Genomic DNA, 16,773 nt, shown 5'->3' with positions numbered 1-16,773 from the left:
CAGCAGCCGACCAAGACAAGACGTAACGTCTCGTATTGACCAGTACACCGTGATCCGGCACACTGATCACGCAGGAATCAAGACGCAACGTCTCGTCTCCAAGGAGTGGCCGTGAAGCAGCGAACGATCCCCGTCAGCGCCGAGGTGCAGCTCTGGACACAGGAGCACGGCGACCCCCGGAACCCTGCCCTGCTGCTGGTCATGGGGGCCGGCGCCTCGGGCCTGGGGTGGCCCGACGAGCTGGTCGCGGCGCTCGCACGGCGGTACCGCGTCATCCGCTACGACCACCGCGACACCGGCCGCTCCAGCTGGTCCTTCGACGCGCACCCCTACAGCGTCCTCGACCTGGCCGAGGACATCGTCGTCGTTCTCGACGCCTACGGAGTGGACCGCGCCCACGTGGTCGGCATGTCCATGGGCGGCATGCTGACCCAGCTGCTCATGGCCGACCACCCCGAGCGGGTCATCAGCGCCACCTTGATCGGAACCTGCGCGCTGAGCAGCCGCTCCCCCGACGAGGAGCTGCCGGGCATCGACGCGGAGATCCTGGACATATGGGCGACCCCCCGGGAGGACCGCGGGCTCGAAGCGGAACTCGACCACAGGGTCGAACACTGGCGGGCGCTCAACGGCACCGGTACGCCCTTCGACCCCGAGGAGTTCCGCGCTCTGGAACGCCGGATCATCGAGCACGCGGGCCGGTACGACGCCCCCATGACCCACGGGCGCGCCGACCACTCCGGCATGGACCGCACCGAGCAGCTGGCGCGCAACGAGGTGCCCACGCTGATCACCTCCGCCGACGCCGAACCCGTGTTCCCGCCGGCGCACGCCCGCCACCTCGCCCGGTCGATCGCCGGCTCCCGGCTCGTCGAGATGCCCGGCATGGGCCACGCCCTCCCCCGAGTCCGGCTCCCGCGACTGGCCGAAGCGATCCTCACCCACGCCGCCCAGGCCGACGCGCGGGCATAGGGGCGACGAAGAAGCTTCTTTCCTCTCAGGAAAGCAGCTGCTATTTTCCTGAGAGGAAAGAACACAGCAGCACACGATCAGGGATGCCGCCCATGACTGCCCACGACGCCCAGGCCGCTCTGGACGCCATTCACCACCGCCGACAGCAGACGTTCGACGCCTACCTCCGTCACGCCTACTCCCGCCCCTACCTGATCGCCTCGGCGCTGGGCCTGTTCGCCGTGTGCTCGTCCTTCGACCTGCCGAGCCCCTGGAACACCGCCGCGGTCCTGGCGGGCAACGCCCTGACCCTGGGCGGGCTGTTCGCGCACCAGCGCCGGGCCCCCGTCCGCCGCGGGTCCTCAGGCCCGGAGGCCCTGACCTACGCGGTCTTCGGCGTCCTGCTCCTCGTGTTCTTCTGGGCGGTGGCCATCGCCGCGTACTTCACCGGCCTGCCGGCACGGCACACGTTCGCCGCCGCCGTCACCGCGCTGACGGCCGTGGGCGCCTCGTACGCGCTCCGCCCGGCCCTGGAGGCCATGATCCGCGGGAACGGCCGGGGCTGATGGACCCCGACTTCGACGAGTTCCTGCACGTACCGGCACGGCTCTCGGTCGTCGCACTGCTGGCCCCGGCCGACTGGGTCGAGTTCGGCTTCGTCCGGGACACCGTGGGCACCAGCGACTCGGCCCTGTCCAAGCAGATCACCGCCCTCACCGACGCCGGCTACGTCGAGGTGCGCAAGACGCGCAGCCGCACGGGCCGGAACACCCACCTCCGCCTCACCCCGCACGGGCGGCAGGCGTTCCAGCGGCACGCCTCTGCCCTGGAGAGGATCGTGGCGGCCGCCCGCGACCCCCGGGCATAGCCGCGCCCGGAGCCGTCACCGCTCTTCGGCGAGGTCCAGTTCCTGCGCGCGGGACCCGTCGCCTGCGGTCTCCACCGGCTCGGGGCGACGCCAGGGCCGGGCGATCGGGTGGGAGACCGGACGCCACCACGGCTCCGCCGGCAGCCTGCCGGCGGGCTCGAAGGGCTCGCCGGGACGGGGGACCGCCACCGGCTGGCCCGCCTCCTCGGCGGCGTCGACCGTCCATTCACCCGGCTCGGCCCAGGCGTGGAAGGCCAGGTTGAAGGTGCCCCAGTGGATCGGCAGCAGCACACCGTGCGGCTTGGAGCCTTGCAGGTCGAGGTGGGCCTGGACGCCTTCCTGGGGGGTCATGTGAATGTCCGGCCACCCGCCGGGCAGCGGTACGTAGTCCGTGTGGTCCTCGGGCCAGTGCTCGGAGTAGGCGCCGATCTGGATCATCGTGGCGTCGAACGGCCCGTGCTCGGCGCCGATCTCCTTGAAGCCGGGGAAGTAGCCGGTGTCGCCGCTGTGGAAGATCCGGTGCTCCCCGCCGCTCACGACCCAGGAGGCCCACAGGGTGAACTGCTGGTTGCGCAGGCCGCGTCCGCAGAAGTGCCGGGCGGGGGTGGCGGTGAGCGTGAGCCCGGCGACCTCGGTGGCCTCGTTCCAGTCCAGCTCGCGCATCCGGTCCGCGGAGACGCCCCAGCGCTCGAGGTGCGCGCCGACGCCGAGGGGGACCGCGAAGACCGTGTCCGTGCCGGCCAGGGCCTTGATGGTGGGGAGGTCGAGGTGGTCGTAGTGGTCGTGGGAGATCACGACGACGTCGACGGCGCCCAGCGAGGCCAGGGGCACGGGGACCGGGTGGAGCCGCTTGGGACCGGCGAAGGGGAAGGGGGAGCACCGCTCGCCCCACACCGGGTCGAAGAGCACGCGGCGGCCGTCGATCTCCGCGAGCACACTGGAGTGGCCCATCCAGGTCAGGCGCAGCCCGCTCGCCGGCGGCTTGGCCAGGTCGGCGAGGGTGGTCGGGTGCACGGGGATCGGCGCGCCGGGGCTGCGCCGGACCCGCTGCGCCTTGTCGAAGTAGGTCTTCGCGAACTCCACCATCGACCCGGAGGGCCTGATCCGCGCCCCGACCGGATTCTGGAAGACGCCGTCGGCGAAGTTCGGCGAGCGCAGGATCCGCTCCAGCCGTGCGCCGGAGGGGTCCGCGCCGAAGGTTTCGGGCCGCAGGGCGCGCAGCCGGGGACGCGGGGGAAGGGAGCCGGTCAAGGCGCCTCCTGGGAAGGTGCAGGCAGGGACGGTCGTACGACTACGACCATCCCAACGTCCACCGGCCCCGGAGGATTCCGCCGCGCCGCGCCCGGACCGGTGTCGCGACCGTCACCCGCTCCTCCCCCACGCCCGCGCTACAGCGGCAGCAGGTCCGGGCGCTTGGCCTCGACGTGGTCGCCGGAGGACTCCCCGCGCAGCCGGCGGCCGATCCACGGTACGAGGTGCTCGCGCGCCCACTGGATGTTGTCCCGGGTCACGTCCACCGAACCGCGCGGCGGGACCGGCGGCCAGGGCTGGTCCGGGTCGGTCGGCACCTCGTAGCCGAGGACCTGCGCGGCGCGCAGCGCGACGCGGGTGTGCCCCTCGGGCGAGAGGTGGAGCCGGTCGCCGTCCCAGGCCCGCCGGTCCTGTACGGACTTCAGGGACCAGAGGTCGAGCACGGGGCAGCCGTACCGGTCGGCGATGGCGCGGACGTGCGCGCTGTACGTCGCGACCTTGCCGCGCAGGTGCTTGAGCACCGGCACGCCCCGGGTGTCGAAGCCGGTCGTCACCATCACCAGGCCGACGGAATTCGTGAGGTCGGCCACGGCCGCCTCGAACCGTTCCGCGACGTCGTCCGGGTCGCTGCCGGGGCGGATGATGTCGTTGCCGCCCGCGCAGAAACTGACGAGGTCCGGTGCGAGTTCCTTGGCCCTGGGGACCTGGTCGGCCACGATCTGGTCGAGGAGCTTGCCCCGCACGGCCAGGTTCGCGTAGCGGAAGTCGTGCTCGTCGCGCTGATCGGCCAGGAGCACGGCGAGCCGGTCCGCCCAGCCGAGGTAAGAATCCCCGGGTCCCGGGTCCCCCACGCCCTCGGTGAAGCTGTCCCCGATCGCCGCGTACGAGCCGATGGTCTTCAGTGTCGTCTTCGTCGCTGCCACGGAAAGACATCCTTCACCTTGGCAACCAACCTACGCCAACGTAATAAGGGGTTGACGGGCCGTGATCTATACCACGCAGGGGATAAGGAATAAGTACACGTGGGGCCGGGACCCCCCTCGGGTCCCGGCCCCACGCGCGTCACCGTGCCGACGGCGGGTGCCGTCAGATGCTCACGCCCTTGGAGCGGAGGTAGGCGAGCGGGCTGACGTCCGAGCCGTAGGACGGGCCCGTTCGGATCTCGAAGTGGAGGTGCGGGCCGGTCACGTTGCCGGTCGCGCCGGAGAGGCCGATGGTCTGGCCGCCGGTGACGCTCTGGCCCGCCGAGACGGACAGCGAGGAGAGGTGGGCGTACTGGGAGTACTTGCCGTCGGCGTGCTTGATGACGACCTCGTTGCCGTACGCGCCGCCCCAGCCTGCGGAAACGACGGTGCCCGCGCCGACGGCCTTCACGGTGGTGCCGGTGCGCGCGATGAAGTCGACGCCGGTGTGGTAACCGGAGGACCACATGGCTCCGCTCGCCCGGTACTGGGTGGAGACGCCGCCGGTGACGGGGGCGGTGAACCCGGAGGCGGTGGCGGGCGCGGGGGCCTTCTCGCTCTTGGCGGCGGCGCCGGAGCCCTGGGCGGCCGTGCCGCCGGAGGGGCGGCCCGCCGCGCCGGAGCCCTTGGCCGTGCCCTGCGCGGTGCCCTTCGGGGACGAGGTCCCGCCGGCCTTGCCCTTGGGGGCGACCGGAGCGCCGCTCGAGGATCCCTCGGCCGGCGCCGCAGGGGCCTTCGGGGCGGGGGCCGCACCCTGGCCGCCGCCGAGGGTCAGCTTCAGGCCCGGGTGGATGAGGGACGGGTCGGCGCCGACGGCCTCGCGGTTGTCGGCGTACAGGCGCTCCCAGCCGCCGTCCAGCCGGCGCTCGGCGGCGATCTTGGAGAGGTAGTCGCCCGGCACGACCGTGTAGACGGCGGGTGCGGCGGCGGGTGCCTGCGACGGGAGGGCCTCGGGGGCCTGCGCACTCTGCGCGGGCGCGGCCTCGGCCGGGGCGGCGCCCGGGGCGGCGTGGGCGCCGACGGCCCCCATCAGCGGGAGCGCGAGGGCCGCTCCGCCGGTTCCGGCGACGGCGAGACCACGGGATATCGAACGGGACTTGGGACGGCGGTGCTTACCCTTTGCGGGCATGGCGGATTCCTCTCCGGCGCCTGCGAGGTGAGCTGTCGGGTTCGGACTGGAGATGTCCGGCCGTACGTGCGGAGCACGGGTTCGGCTTCACCCCTAGCTGCGCCGGAATCGCTCCGGAACAGCGGCCTACCTGGTTCCCCCGCTCCTGCCGCGCGCGATGGTCGGGTGCGGTTCCCGGGCGGCGGCAGGATTAGGCGGTCCACCCGGATCGATCGCGAAGGTAATCGAGCGGGGCGCCGGGCAACAAGCCACGAATTTCCTGACGCAATCACAGATATGAAGGTTCAATGGAATTCCGGTCACCCTGCGTCCATTCCGCACCATCAACAACCCCCTCCACAAGGGAATTCGGTTTTCGCGATCAGGCACACACGGTCACCGTATGATCTGGCTCACGGGACCCTGCCCGATCTCGCCTCCACATACGGCAAGTTGCTCCCAACCGGATCAATTCGGACACCACAGGACCACGCGGAGGAGTACACGTGACCCAGCAGATACCCCAGCCCCTTCCGGCCGGACACCAGCCCGGTGCGGAGCTGACCGGAGTGCGCAACTTCCGTGATGTGGGCGGGTTGCCGACCATCGACGGACGGAGGGTCAGGCCGGGACGACTGTTTCGAAGCGGACATCTCGCGCATGCCACCGAAACCGACGCAGAGTTCCTCGGATCGCTGGGACTGCACACCGTCTTCGACTTCCGCAACGAAGCCGACCACGCCCTGGAGGGCCCGGACGTCGAACTGCCGGGCGTGCGCAATGTGAACATTCCGCTCACGGACCCCGCCGACGGCCGCGAGTTCTGGAGGATGGTCCGCGACGGCGAGCTCGACCAGCTCCGCGGCCTCCTGGGGGAGGGCAGGGCGGCCGCCCGCATGAGGGCCTCGTACCGCACGATCATCGAGACCCGCACCGCCGAACAGAGCCGCGTCGTGCACGCGCTCGCGCAGGACAGCGTGCCGGCGCTCATGCACTGCGCCGCCGGCAAGGACCGGGCGGGGCTGTCGGTCGCGGTGACGCTGCTCGCCCTGGGCGTGGAGCGCGAGGCGATCGTGGCGGACTACCTGGAGTCCAGCGCCCCGCACAACCGCTACCGGGTGCGCCGGGGCAGCGACGCGCCCGAGGCCCGCTCCCCCGAGGTGATGGAACTGCTGGCGCCCCTCTTCGACGCCCGCGGGGAGTACCTGCTGGAGGCCTTCACGGCCATCGACGAACGGTGGGGCGGCGTCGACCGCTACCTCGCCGAGGGGCTGGCGCTGGCCCCCGAGACCCTGGAGCGGCTGCGGGACAGGCTCCTGGACTGAGCCGCGGGGACCGGACGGCGGCCGGAGGGGCCGGCCGGGAGGAGTGCGCACGGCGGTCGGAAGGGGTACGGACGGCGGCCGGAGGGGGCGCGGGCGGACCCCCTCCGGCCGGCGCCTCAGCGGTTGCCGACCGCCTGCTTCATTAGGGTCCTGCCGAAGTCCCACATGAGCCCGCCCCCACCGTGCGCCTCGTCCATGACCTCCTGGAAGGCGCCGACGAACCGCTCCACGTCCGCCTCGTCCACGACGAGCGGCGGGATGAGCTTGATGACCTCCAGGTGGTCCCCGGAGACCTGGGTGAGGATCCGGTGCCTGCGCAGCAGAGGCACCACGACCATCTGGGCGAACAGCCCCTTGCGGGCCGCCTGGAGCACCGCCCAGCGGCTGCGCAGGCCCAGGGAGGAGGGCCTGCCGAACTCGATGCCGATCATCAGCCCGCGCCCGCGCACCTCGTGCAGCAGCTCGTACCGGTCCACGAGCGCCGCGAGGCGTCCGCGCAGCAGGTCGCCCATGGCCCGGGCGTTGGCCACCAGCTCCTCGTCCTCCACGACCGACAGCACCGCCAGCCCGGCCGCCATCGCCTGGGCGTTGGAGCCGAAGCTGGCCGAGTGCACCAGCACCCGGTCCATGGACGAGTACACCTTCTGGAAGATCCAGTCCTTGCCCAGGGTCGCGCCGACGGGCACGTAGCCACCGGAGAGGGCCTTGGCCACGCACACCAGGTCCGGTTCCACCCCGGGCTCGTGCTGGTACGCGTAGAAGTCCCCGGTCCGTCCGAGGCCGGTCTGCACCTCGTCGGCGATGAGGAGCGCCTTGTGCCGGTGCAGCAGCTCCTGCGCGGCGAGCAGGAACCCGGGCGGGGCCGCGTGCACCCCCTTGCCCTGGACCGGTTCCACCACGAAGGCGGCCACGTCCCCGCGCGCGAGTTCCCGTTCGAGCGCCGCCAGGTCCCCGAGCGCGATCTTGGTGTCGGGGAGCAGCGGGGCGAATCCCTCGCGGAAGCCTCCTTCGCCGTTGACGGACAGCGAGCCCGTGGTCAGCCCGTGGAAGGCGTGGTCGCAGTAGAGGATCCTGGGCCGTCCGGTGGCGTACCGGGCGAACTTCAGGGCGGTCTCCACCGCCTCCGTGCCGCTGTTGCCGAAGAAGACCCGGTCGAGGTGCGGGCTGTACGAGAGCAGCTTCTCGGCCAGCAGTCCGGGCAGCGGCTGGCAGTCGAAGCGGGTCAGGTCGGCGAGCTGGGCGTCCAGGACGTCGTGCAGGGCCTGGCGCACCACCGGGTGGTGACGGCCGAGGCCCATCACCCCGAACCCGGCCAGCATGTCGAGGTAGTCGTTGCCCTCGGCGTCCCAGAAGTGGGCTCCCTCGGCCCGCTCGTAGACCTTGTCGAAGCCGATGGTGTGCAGCATCCGGGGCAGCTGGTGGTTGAGGTGGCGGGCGTGCAGCTCGTAGCGCTCCCCGCCGCGCTCGGCCAGCAGCGCGGCGAGGTCGAAGCCCCGGCGCCCGTCCTGTCCGGGGGTCATGCCGACGGTTCCCTGTTGCCGCCCACCGTCTCGCGGGCGGCGCGCAGGGACTCCTTCAGGGATCCCATGGTGGCGAGGACGGCGGTGGGCTCGTAGCCGCAGTGCGCCATGCAGTTCGCGCAACGGGGGTCCTTGCCGCGGCCGTACTTGCTCCAGTCGGTGTCCTCGATCAGCTCCCGGTACGTGGGCACGTAGCCGTCGCTCATCAGGTAGCAGGGGCGCTGCCAGCCGAAGAGGGAGTAATTGGGAATGGCCCAGGCGGTGCAGGGGAAATCGGCCTTGCCCTCCAGGAAGTCGAGGAAGAGCGGGGAGTGGTTGAGCCGCCAGCGGCGCCGGTTGCCGCCGGCGAAGGCCTTCCTGAAGAGTTCCCGGGTCTGTTCGACGCCCAGGAAGTGCTCCTGGTCGGGTGCCTTTTCGTAGGCGTAGGCGGGCGAGATCATCATCTCGTCGACCTGGAGGTCGTCATTGAGGAAGTTCAGGACCTCGATGATCGTCTGCGGGGTGTCGGTGTTGAAGAAGGTGGAGTTGGTCGTCACGCGGAATCCGCGGCGCTTCGCCTCCTTGATGGCTGCGACCGCCTCGTCGAAGACGCCTTCCTTGGCTACGGATTCGTCGTGGCGTTCGCGCAGGCCGTCGATGTGGACGGCGAAGGCGAAGTAGGGCGAGGGGGTGAACTTCTCGATCTTCTTCCGGAGCAGGACGGCATTGGTGCAGAGGAACACGTATTTCCGCCGTGCCACCAGCTGGCGCACGATCTCGTGGATCTGCGGGTGCATCAGGGGCTCGCCGCCCGCGATGGAGACCATGGGCGCGCCGGATTCCAGGACGGCCCCGACCGCCTGGGCGACGGGCATGCGCTGCTTGAGCACCCCGGCCGGGTGCTGGATCTTCCCGCAGCCCTCACAGGCGAGGTTGCAGGCGTAGAGCGGCTCCAGCTCGACGATCAGTGGGAACTTCTCGCGCTTGCGGAGCTTCTGTTCGAGAAGATAGGTCCCGACCCTGATGGACTGTCGCAAAGGCATGGCCATCTGGATTCACCTCCTGGGAAGCAGCAACGAACGGTGCCATTCATAAAACGCGGGCAGTACGGCACGTAGGACACGGAAGGCAGATATTCCACCCCGGACCGTGCCGATACGGACGAGCTCGTGCTCCGGAGCGTCCACGACCACCCGGACGGCGGCAACGGGACGGCCCGGTGCCGCGGCGGCCCACAGCGTGGCCGCGGACTCCATGTCGACCGCGACGGCGCCGGTGGCGCGCAGCCGCGCGCGCTCCTGGCCGCGGACGACGTGGTCGGATCCGGTCAGCGCGCCGGTGTGCACGGTCCGGCCCGGAGCGGCGCGGGCCAGTGCCTCGGCGAGGAGGGCGGTGCCGGTGCAGGTGACCACCCCGCGGGGGTCCCGGGTCTCGTCGGCGACGACCAGGTCCCCGGGGTGCATGCCGGGTACCAGCCCGGCGCAGAAGCCGGTGGCGAGGACCGCCGCCCGGCTCATTCCCGGCCGCTCCAGGGCCCGGGCGACGGCCCGCTCGGCCGCGCGGGGGCCCATGCCGGTACGCAGCAGGGCTCCGGCCCCGGGACCGGCGCGGCCCGCGCTGCGCAGGGCCGCCTGCTCGATGCGCAGGGCGCAGGCGACCAGTAGCGGCGGCGCGTCGGCTCGCGCGGGCATCAGGCCTCCCCGGCGGACGGGACGGCCCGCCGGTCCGGGGCGAACGGTTCCCCGTGGAGGTACCGGCCGAGGGCGGTGAGCGGGAACACCTGCCGGTAGAGGTGGTAGTTGATGGAGAAGTCCCAGGGGAAGCCGGTCCCGGTGAAGTGCGGCTCGTCCCAGGTCCCGTCGGGGCGCTGGGTCTCCACCAGGTACGCCAGGCCCCGCCGCACGGCCCGGCCCTCGCGTTCACCGGCCGACAGCAGGGCCATCAGCGCCCAGGCGGTCTGCGAGGCGGTCGAGGCGCCTTTCCCGGCCCAGGAGCGGTCCTGGTAGGAGCGCTGGTCCTCGCCCCAGCCGCCGTCCTCGTTCTGTACGGATTCCAGCCAGCGCACGGCCCGCCGGACGGCGGGGTGCGAGGGCGCGATGCCGGCGGCGGTGAGGGCCGGGACCACCGAGCCGGTCCCGTACACGTAGTTGGTGCCCCAGCGGCCGAACCAGGAGCCGTCCGGCTCCTGTTCGGCGAGCAGCCAGGCGATGCCCCGCCGGGCGCGCGGGTCGGCGGCCCTGCCCTCGGCGGCGAGCATCTCCACCACGTGGGCGGTGACGTCGGCGGAGGGCGGGTCGATGACCTCGCCGAAGTCGCAGAAGGGCAGGCGGTTGGGGAAGGGGCTGGTGTTGTCGGCGTCGAAGGCGCCCCAGGCGCCGTTCCTCGACTGCATCCCGAGGTTCCAGGACACGCCGCGGGCGATGGCGGCCTCGACCCTGGCCGGTTCGGGATGGCCGGGGATGATGCGGCGCAGTGCCAGGACCACTTCGGCCGTATCGTCGATGTCGGGGTAGTTGTCGTTGTGGAACTCGAAGGCCCAGCCGCCGGGTTCGAGTCCGGGCCGGCGCACGGCCCAGTCCCCGGGACGGCGGATCTCCTCGCCCAGCATCCAGTCGGCGGCCTTCACCAGGGCCGGGTGGTCGGCGGGGAGGCCCGCGTCGGCCAGGGCGATGGCCGCGAGGCAGGTGTCCCAGACCGGGGACTGGCAGGCTTCGACCATCCGGGCGCCGTCCTCGCGCCACACCGCGAAGCGGTCGAGGGATTCCAGTCCGGCGCGCATCACCGGGTGCTCCAGGTCGTAGCCGAGCAGGTGCAGGGCGATCACCGAGTACACGGCGGGGGGCTGGATCCCGCCCCAGCAGCCGTCGTTCTCCTGGCGTTCGATGATCCAGCGGGCGGCGGAGTCCATGGCCGCCTTGCGCAGCCGGCGCGGGGCGATCCGCCGGTAGAGGTGCAGGGCCTTGTCCATCCGCTGGAAGGCGCCGTCCCAACTGGCCAGCGGGGCGAGGGGTTTGGCGGGGACGGGGTCGCGCGCGTCGGTGTGCAGCTCGTCGAGCGCGAAGGGGGCGGGGCGGACGGGGCGCAGCGCCGAGACCACGGTGAGCGGGACGATGGTCTGGCGGGCCCAGCAGCCGAAGTCGTAGATGTTCAGCGGCACCCAGGGCGGCAGGAACACCAGCTCGGGCGGCAGCTCCGGCAGGTGGTCCCAGCTCCACCAGCCGAACAGGGCCAGCCAGATGCGGGTGAAGACCCGGGCGGCGGCGATCCCCCCGCGGGCCCGGATCCAGGCCGAGGCGCGGACCATGTGCGGGGCGTCGGGCGGGTCCCCGGCCAGGCGCAGGGCGACGTACGCCTCGATGGTGGCGGAGAGTTCGGGCGGTCCGCCGTGGAAGGTGGCCCAGGTTCCGTCGTCGCGCTGCTCGCCCCGGATGAACAGGGCGGCGGCGTGGGTGACGGCTTCGTCCCGGATGCCGAGGAACTGGCGCAGCAGCAGGTCCTCGGCGTCCATGGTGACGTTGGTCTCCAGGTCGCCCTTCCACCAGCCCGCCGGGTCCTGGCGGGCCAGCAGCTCACCGGTGGCCCGGTCGGCGGCGTCCTGGACGGCCTTCCGCAAGCCGGTGCCGCCGCCGGACGGTGCCGTGGCCACGGCGGCCGGGACCGCCGTGCTGTCGTGTCGCGGATCCGCGTCGCCGGTGATCGCACCGCCGCCGTCGGTCGTCGCTGTCATGGCTTCCCCTTCGAACAGTGCTTGAGCTGTGCCCGGGTCTGCCGTCGGCCGGGGTCCCCTTCAGGAGGGGTCCCCGGCCGGCGACTCGCGATTCATATCCACTTTCCGGCGGAGATCACCTCTTGCGCACGACGACGAAGTCGGCGAGGGCGACGAGCTGCTCGCGCACCCGCTGCGGCATGTCCACGTCGTCCAGGGCCCGAATGGCGATGGTGTGCTGGCGGCGCGCCTCGTCGGCGGTCCACTGGCGGCCGCCGGCGGCCTCGATGAGGGCGGCGCGGTGGGCGAACTCCTCCTCGGAGAAGTTCTCGAAGTCGTTGCTCTTGGCGTCGGCCGCGAGCAGCCGCGCGAGTTCCTCGCACGCGGGTCCGCCCGCGGCGAGGGCCGCGACGACGGGCAGGGACTTCTTGCGCTGGCGCAGGTCGCTCCAGGTCTGCTTGCCCGTGGACTCCGGGTCGCCCCAGATGCCGAGGAGGTCGTCGACGGCCTGGAAGGCGAGACCGAGGTGGTAGCCGTACTCCTCCAGCTTGTCGGCCGTGCGGTCGTCGGCGCCGCCGAGCACGGCGCCGATCGACACCGAGCACGCGAGCAGGGCTCCGGTCTTGTTCCCCTCCATCTCGAGGCATTCCTGAACGCTGACGCGCTCGCGGTGCTCGTACGAGATGTCCTGCGCCTGGCCGTCGATGAGCTTGCGGCTGGCGGTGGTCAGGCGGCGGGTCGCCCGGCCGGCCTCGACGGTGCCCAGCTCCAGCAGCACCTCGTTGGCGAGGGCGAACAGGGCGTCGCCGACCAGGATGGCAAGGGCGGGGCCGTGTACCTTCCACACCGTGTCGCGGTGGCGGCGCTGTTCGTCGCCGTCCATCAGGTCGTCGTGCAGCAGCGAGAAGTTGTGGACGAGCTCCACGGCGACGGCGCCGGGGACGCCGACCTCGGCGGCGGCGCCCGCCGCCTCGGCGGACAGCAGCGCGAGGGCGGGGCGCACCGCCTTGCCGCTGTCGCCGTCGGCCGGGTTGCCCTGGGCGTCGATCCAGCCGAAGTGGTAGGCGGCGACGGTGTCCATGGGTGCGGCGAGCCGGCTCACCGCCGCGCGGAGCGCGGGCGTCGACAGCGTGCGGCCGCGTTCGAGGAGGGCCAGGGTGTCGGACTTCTCCACTCCCCCGCCGGCTCCGCCCGTGCCGGCATCCGTGTTCTCGACAGCCGGGTTCCCCGGGTTCAATGGCTCTCCTCTGGTTCCTGTACGTGCTGTGCTGGTGGTCGTGGTGCTCATACCGCCTCCTGCAAGGGGTGTCCGCGGGGGCGGCCGAGAGCGGCCAGCGCGGCGTGGGCCGCGCCGAGGCCGCTGCGGACGGCGCTCTCCATGGTCGCGGGCCAGCCGGTGGCGGTCCACGCACCGGCGAGATAGAGCCCCGGCGTGTCGGTGCGGGGGCCCGGGCGCAGCCGGCCGACGCCGGGGGTGGGGGCGAAGGTGGCGGTCCGCTCACGGGTGACGAAGAAGTCCCGTACCTTCGCGCCCCGCGCGGCCGGCAGCAGCCGCTCCAGCTCGGGCAGGTACTTGGTGCGCAGGGCCGATACGGGCTCGTCGATGTCGTCCTGGGCGGCCGACTGGGACAGGGCCAGGTACTGTCCTCCGTCGGTGAGTCCGGAGGCGTCGGTGCGGTCGAAGACCCACTGGACGGGGGTGCCCAGCGCCGCGAAGAAGGGCTGCTTGAGCACCTTGCGGTCGTAGACGACGTGGACGTTGAGGATGGGGGCGGTGCCGATGTCGAGGAGCTTGTCGGGGTCGGCCAGCGCTCCGGCGGGCAGCAGGGCGTGCGCCTCGCGCTGCGGGACGGCGAGTACGACGGTGCCCGCGTCGAGGGACTCGCCCTCCGTGTCGACCCGCCAGGCGCCGTCCCCGGTACGGGTGACCGCGGTGACCCTGGTGCGCAGTTCGGTGCGTACGCCGGCGGCGTCGAGGGCCTTGCGGGCGAGGGTGTCGTGGAGGTCGCCGAGCGGGACGCGGGCCCAGCCGATGTCGGCGGCGCCGTTCTCGGAGAGCAGGCCGGTCTTGAAGACCATGGCGGCCAGGCCCAGCGAGCACTGCCCGGCGGTGGCGTTGAGGGTGGCGATGCCGACGAGGTCCCACAGGGCGTCGACGGTGCGCGGGGACTGCCCGTACCGGGCGAGCCAGGTGCCGAAGTCGAGGCCGTCGAGCGCGGGGTCGGCGGGGTCGAGGCGGCGCAGCGCGAGGGCGGCGCGGCCGACGCCGGCCCGCTCGGCGAGCGAGAGGTGCGGGTAGCCGGCCAGTGAGGCGGCCAGGTGCAGGGGCACCGGCAGCGCGCTGCGGCGGAGCCGTCCGAGCCGGGGTCCGCGGGGGTGCGCCACGTCGAGGACGGGCACGTCGAGCCGGTCCTGGAGCGGGGCGAGGTCCGTGCCGTCGACGCGGTCGAGGAACCACCGGTAGGCGGTGCAGCAGCGCAGGTAGACGTGCTGGCCGTTGTCGACGGTCAGGTCGCCCCGCTTGAAGGAGAAGGCGAGGCCGCCGAGCCGCGGACGTCCTTCGAGGAGGGTGACCCGCAGTCCCGAGTCGGCGAGTTCGAGCGCGGCGGTGACGCCGGCGAGCCCGCCGCCGATGACGACGGCGTGCTGGTCGCTGCCGCTCATGACGCCTCCTGGGTGGTGCTCCGGCCCTCCGGGCCGAGGGGTGCGGCGCTCCGGTCGGAGCGCGTCCGGACGGGCCGGGCCGTTCGGCGGGCGGTGCGCCCGCCGCCGGCGCCCGGGGTGAGGGACGCGTGCCGGCCCGGCCGGGTTGCCCGGGTGGCGCCGGCGGCCGGGACGGTGCCGCCCGGGCGCGTGGCCCGCGCCGCACGGCTCCGGCCGAGAGCAAACGGCACGGCGGCGGACGGCACGGCGGCGCGGCGGTGACGGGCGCCGGCCGGTCCGGCGAGGGCGGCACGGACCCCGTCGTCCGCGCGGGCTGCCGGGCGCGGGAGGTCCGTGGGCGGCATCAGGCCCGCCTCCGGGTGCTCTGGCGCGAGACGGTGCGGGCGTCGAGGCCGGACAGGCCGCGTACGGCCACGTACGCCTTCTCGTGCGGCGGCAGCGAGACGCGTCCGCGCAGCACCGCCTCCGGTTCGCGCTCGATGCGGTCCAGGAGGCGCCGGTAGATGCCCGCCATGGCGGCCACGCAGGCGCCGCTGCGCCGGTCGAGCATCGGCAGCAGCCGGTAGCCCTCGACGAACAGGGCGCGGGCGCGGCGGACTTCGTGGTGCACGAGCCCTGCGAAGTCGGAGCCGGCGGGGGCGCGGCCGCCCTGGAACCCGTCGGAGCAGCCGAACTTGGCGAGGTCCTCGGCGGGCAGGTAGGTGCGCCCGTTGCCGGCGTCCTCGCGCACGTCGCGCAGGATGTTGGTGAGCTGGAGGGCCAGGCCCAGGGTGTCGGCGTACTCGTCGGCGCGGCCGGCCGGGCCGACCGCGCCGAACACGCCGAGCGAGAGCCGCCCGATGGCCCCGGCCACGCAGCGGCAGTAGGTCTTGAGGTCGTCCCAGGTCTCGTACTCCTCGCCGCGGACGTCCATCAGGACGCCGTCGATGAGTTCGTCGAGGCCGCCGAGGGGGATCGGGAAGCGGCGCGCGGCGTGGGCGAGGGCGACGGCGACCGGGTCGGTGTCGTCCTCGTCGATCTCCTCGGCCCGGATCCGGCCGAGGAGGGCGCGGGTCTCCTCCAGCCGGGCGAGCTTGGCGTCGGGCGCCAGGGTGCCGTCGCCGATGTCGTCGACGCGCCGGGAGAAGGCGTACAGCGCGGACATCGCCTGCCGCTTGTCGGCGGGCAGCAGCCGGATGCCGTACGCGAAGTTGCGCGCCTGGGTACCGGTGACGGCCTCGCAGTAGCTGTAGGCCGCGAGGACCTGGGCGGACGGTGCTGACGCGTGTGTGGGGCCCTCCACGATCGGGCTCACCTCTTTCTCGGCGCTGTACGCATGACGGCGGCCACCTCGCGGAGCAGGAGGCTCCGGGTGGGCTTGGGCGGACCGGGCAGCACGTCGAAGCCGGCGGCGGAGATGGCTCGCAGGGCGGCGCGCCCCCCTCCCACGAATCCCGCGAGCAACAGCCGTAGCCTGCCGTGGACGCTGCCCACGAGCGGGGTTCCTTCGTCCAGGAGCCCGCGCGTGCGTTCGGCCTCGAAGGCGATCAGGGAGCGGACGGACGCCCCGGCGGAGGCGGCCCCCAGATCGGCCTCGCTCACGTGGAAGCGGCGCATGTCCTCGGCCGGGAGGTAGATCCGGTCGCGGCCGAGGTCCTCGGTGACGTCCTGGAGGTGCTCCGCGATCTGCAGGGCGGTGCACACCGCGTCGGAGCGGCGGATCCGCTCGGGGGTGCTGGTGCCGGTGAGGGCGAGCACGAGGCGGCCGACGGTGTTGGCCGACAGCTCGCAGTACTCCAGGAGTTCGCCGTACGTCGCGTAGCGGGCCACCCGCTGGTCCCGGCGGTTGGCCTCGATGAGCCCGAGGAAGGGTTCGGGGGTGAGGCGGTGGTCGCGCACGACCGGCCGCAGGGCCAGCAGCAGGGGGTGGCGCGGGGGGCCGTCGGTGCCGCCGAAGACGCGCAGCAGGTCGGCCTCGAAGGCGTCGAGCATCGCGAGCCGGTCGTCGGCCGCGGCGGCGTCGAGGCCGAGGAGGACGGCGTCGCGGCCGCCGGGGGCGAGGTCGCCGTCACCGATGTCGTCGACGAGGCGGGCGTACCCGTAGACCGCCATGAGGCCCTCGCGCCAGGCGCGCGGGAGGAAGGCGGGGGCGACGGGGAAGTTCTCCGCCGCGGCCTTGCCGAGGGTGGCCCTGGTGTGGAGCAGGTCGGGGGTGCCTTCGCCGGCCGGCGGCGCGGGACGGATGCCGTGCCCGGGGGTCACCGCCCGCCACCCGCGGCGGGGACGGCCGTTGTGCCTGGGGGCCGGAGAATTCCCGTAGCCATTGCCGTCACGTCTCCCGTTCTACACTGCCGACCCAAGTCATCCTATTTCGGACACGCCGCCGGGCCTTGCCCGGGGGTATCCCCACGGAGCCGGCTGCGGGGAATCGTCCCCTCTTGGCGCGATTGAGAACTGGTC

At 72.9% G+C, this 16,773-nt stretch carries 16 protein-coding genes and 1 riboswitch; of the genes, 4 read left to right on the top strand and 12 right to left on the bottom strand.

All coding sequences use genetic code 11. The features are described from left to right. Positions 1-111 precede the first annotated feature (111 nt). The 3 genes from ACFY7H_RS00625 to ACFY7H_RS00615 all read left to right on the top strand — a co-directional run bounded on the left by ACFY7H_RS00625 (position 112) and on the right by ACFY7H_RS00615 (position 1,819). Positions 112-972 carry an alpha/beta fold hydrolase gene (locus ACFY7H_RS00625; RefSeq protein ID WP_388931021.1) on the top strand — a complete coding sequence of 287 codons (861 nt, stop codon included), beginning with the start codon at positions 112-114 and terminating at the stop codon, positions 970-972. A 92-nt stretch (positions 973-1,064) separates the two neighbouring features. Further along, on the top strand, positions 1,065-1,517 hold the full coding sequence (locus ACFY7H_RS00620) for a hypothetical protein (protein ID WP_388931018.1): 453 nt from the start codon (positions 1,065-1,067) through the stop codon (positions 1,515-1,517). Beyond that, complete coding sequence (locus ACFY7H_RS00615; protein WP_388931016.1) at positions 1,517-1,819, top strand: winged helix-turn-helix domain-containing protein; 303 nt, start codon at positions 1,517-1,519, stop codon at positions 1,817-1,819. Before ACFY7H_RS00620 ends, ACFY7H_RS00615 begins: the two co-directional genes overlap by 1 nt. Positions 1,820-1,834: 15 nt before the next feature. Here the strand turns inward: ACFY7H_RS00615 and ACFY7H_RS00610 are convergent, their stop codons facing one another. The 3 genes from ACFY7H_RS00610 to ACFY7H_RS00600 form a co-directional block, all read right to left on the bottom strand. Next, on the bottom strand, positions 1,835-3,070 hold the full coding sequence (locus tag ACFY7H_RS00610) for an MBL fold metallo-hydrolase (protein WP_388931013.1): 1,236 nt from the start codon (positions 3,068-3,070) through the stop codon (positions 1,835-1,837). A 137-nt stretch (positions 3,071-3,207) separates the two neighbouring features. Next, on the bottom strand, positions 3,208-3,993 hold the full coding sequence (locus ACFY7H_RS00605) for an SGNH/GDSL hydrolase family protein (protein WP_388931011.1): 786 nt from the start codon (positions 3,991-3,993) through the stop codon (positions 3,208-3,210). 163 nt (positions 3,994-4,156) lie between these two features. Next, a complete protein-coding gene (locus tag ACFY7H_RS00600) occupies positions 4,157-5,161 on the bottom strand; it encodes a peptidoglycan DD-metalloendopeptidase family protein (RefSeq protein WP_388931009.1) in 1,005 nt (334 codons plus the stop codon). Between the two features lie 4 nt (positions 5,162-5,165). Further along, a riboswitch (cyclic di-AMP (ydaO/yuaA leader) is annotated at positions 5,166-5,368 on the bottom strand. Positions 5,369-5,646: 278 nt separating this feature from the next. Here ACFY7H_RS00600 and ACFY7H_RS00595 point away from each other — a divergent pair. Beyond that, positions 5,647-6,465: a tyrosine-protein phosphatase gene (locus ACFY7H_RS00595; RefSeq protein ID WP_388931006.1), complete on the top strand. Its 819-nt coding sequence runs from the start codon at positions 5,647-5,649 to the stop codon at positions 6,463-6,465. 116 nt (positions 6,466-6,581) lie between these two features. Here ACFY7H_RS00595 and ACFY7H_RS00590 read toward each other — a convergent pair whose 3' ends face one another. The 9 genes from ACFY7H_RS00590 to hpnC all read right to left on the bottom strand — a co-directional run bounded on the left by ACFY7H_RS00590 (position 6,582) and on the right by hpnC (position 16,518). Then, a complete protein-coding gene (locus ACFY7H_RS00590) occupies positions 6,582-7,985 on the bottom strand; it encodes an aspartate aminotransferase family protein (RefSeq protein WP_388931004.1) in 1,404 nt (467 codons plus the stop codon). Continuing rightward, a complete protein-coding gene (gene hpnH / locus ACFY7H_RS00585; protein ID WP_388931001.1) occupies positions 7,982-9,013 on the bottom strand; it encodes an adenosyl-hopene transferase HpnH in 1,032 nt (343 codons plus the stop codon). Before hpnH ends, ACFY7H_RS00590 begins: the two co-directional genes overlap by 4 nt. A gap of 6 nt (positions 9,014-9,019) precedes the next feature. Beyond that, entirely contained in the window at positions 9,020-9,655 is a 636-nt protein-coding gene (locus ACFY7H_RS00580; protein WP_388930998.1) for a 1-hydroxy-2-methyl-2-butenyl 4-diphosphate reductase, read from the bottom strand. Next, the gene (shc, locus tag ACFY7H_RS00575) at positions 9,655-11,691 is read right to left on the bottom strand and encodes a squalene--hopene cyclase (RefSeq protein WP_388930996.1); all 2,037 of its coding nucleotides are present in this window, start codon (positions 11,689-11,691) and stop codon (positions 9,655-9,657) included. Before shc ends, ACFY7H_RS00580 begins: the two co-directional genes overlap by 1 nt. 115 nt (positions 11,692-11,806) lie before the next feature. Further along, positions 11,807-12,907 carry a polyprenyl synthetase family protein gene (locus ACFY7H_RS00570; RefSeq protein ID WP_388930993.1) on the bottom strand — a complete coding sequence of 367 codons (1,101 nt, stop codon included), beginning with the start codon at positions 12,905-12,907 and terminating at the stop codon, positions 11,807-11,809. A gap of 47 nt (positions 12,908-12,954) precedes the next feature. After that, positions 12,955-14,334 carry a hydroxysqualene dehydroxylase HpnE gene (gene hpnE / locus ACFY7H_RS00565; protein WP_388930991.1) on the bottom strand — a complete coding sequence of 460 codons (1,380 nt, stop codon included), beginning with the start codon at positions 14,332-14,334 and terminating at the stop codon, positions 12,955-12,957. After that, entirely contained in the window at positions 14,331-14,678 is a 348-nt protein-coding gene (locus ACFY7H_RS00560) for a hypothetical protein (protein WP_388930989.1), read from the bottom strand. The genes hpnE and ACFY7H_RS00560 overlap by 4 nt, the downstream gene beginning before the upstream one ends. Then, positions 14,678-15,628: a presqualene diphosphate synthase HpnD gene (gene hpnD, locus ACFY7H_RS00555; RefSeq protein ID WP_388930986.1), complete on the bottom strand. Its 951-nt coding sequence runs from the start codon at positions 15,626-15,628 to the stop codon at positions 14,678-14,680. Before hpnD ends, ACFY7H_RS00560 begins: the two co-directional genes overlap by 1 nt. Beyond that, positions 15,625-16,518, bottom strand: a complete 894-nt coding sequence (hpnC, locus tag ACFY7H_RS00550; protein WP_388932216.1) for a squalene synthase HpnC — start codon at positions 16,516-16,518, stop codon at positions 15,625-15,627. The genes hpnD and hpnC overlap by 4 nt, the downstream gene beginning before the upstream one ends. Positions 16,519-16,773 lie beyond the last annotated feature (255 nt).

Origin of the sequence: Streptomyces sp. NPDC012794 (assembly GCF_042901085.1) — a bacterium.
Lineage (GTDB): Bacteria > Actinomycetota > Actinomycetes > Streptomycetales > Streptomycetaceae > Streptomyces.
This window is presented reverse-complemented; position numbering and strand designations above follow the sequence as displayed.

Excerpts from the sequence above, each read along its gene's own strand:
- ACFY7H_RS00620 (WP_388931018.1), top strand. The coding sequence starts at position 1,065 with ATGACTGCCCACGACGCCCAGGCCGCTCTGGACGCCATTCACCACCGC.
- ACFY7H_RS00615 (WP_388931016.1), top strand. The coding sequence starts at position 1,517 with ATGGACCCCGACTTCGACGAGTTCCTGCACGTACCGGCACGGCTCTCG.
- ACFY7H_RS00600 (WP_388931009.1), bottom strand. The coding sequence starts at position 5,161 with ATGCCCGCAAAGGGTAAGCACCGCCGTCCCAAGTCCCGTTCGATATCC.
- ACFY7H_RS00590 (WP_388931004.1), bottom strand. The coding sequence starts at position 7,985 with ATGACCCCCGGACAGGACGGGCGCCGGGGCTTCGACCTCGCCGCGCTG.
- hpnH (WP_388931001.1), bottom strand. The coding sequence starts at position 9,013 with ATGGCCATGCCTTTGCGACAGTCCATCAGGGTCGGGACCTATCTTCTC.
- ACFY7H_RS00580 (WP_388930998.1), bottom strand. The coding sequence starts at position 9,655 with ATGCCCGCGCGAGCCGACGCGCCGCCGCTACTGGTCGCCTGCGCCCTG.
- shc (WP_388930996.1), bottom strand. The coding sequence starts at position 11,691 with ATGACAGCGACGACCGACGGCGGCGGTGCGATCACCGGCGACGCGGAT.
- hpnE (WP_388930991.1), bottom strand. The coding sequence starts at position 14,334 with ATGAGCGGCAGCGACCAGCACGCCGTCGTCATCGGCGGCGGGCTCGCC.
- ACFY7H_RS00560 (WP_388930989.1), bottom strand. The coding sequence starts at position 14,678 with ATGCCGCCCACGGACCTCCCGCGCCCGGCAGCCCGCGCGGACGACGGG.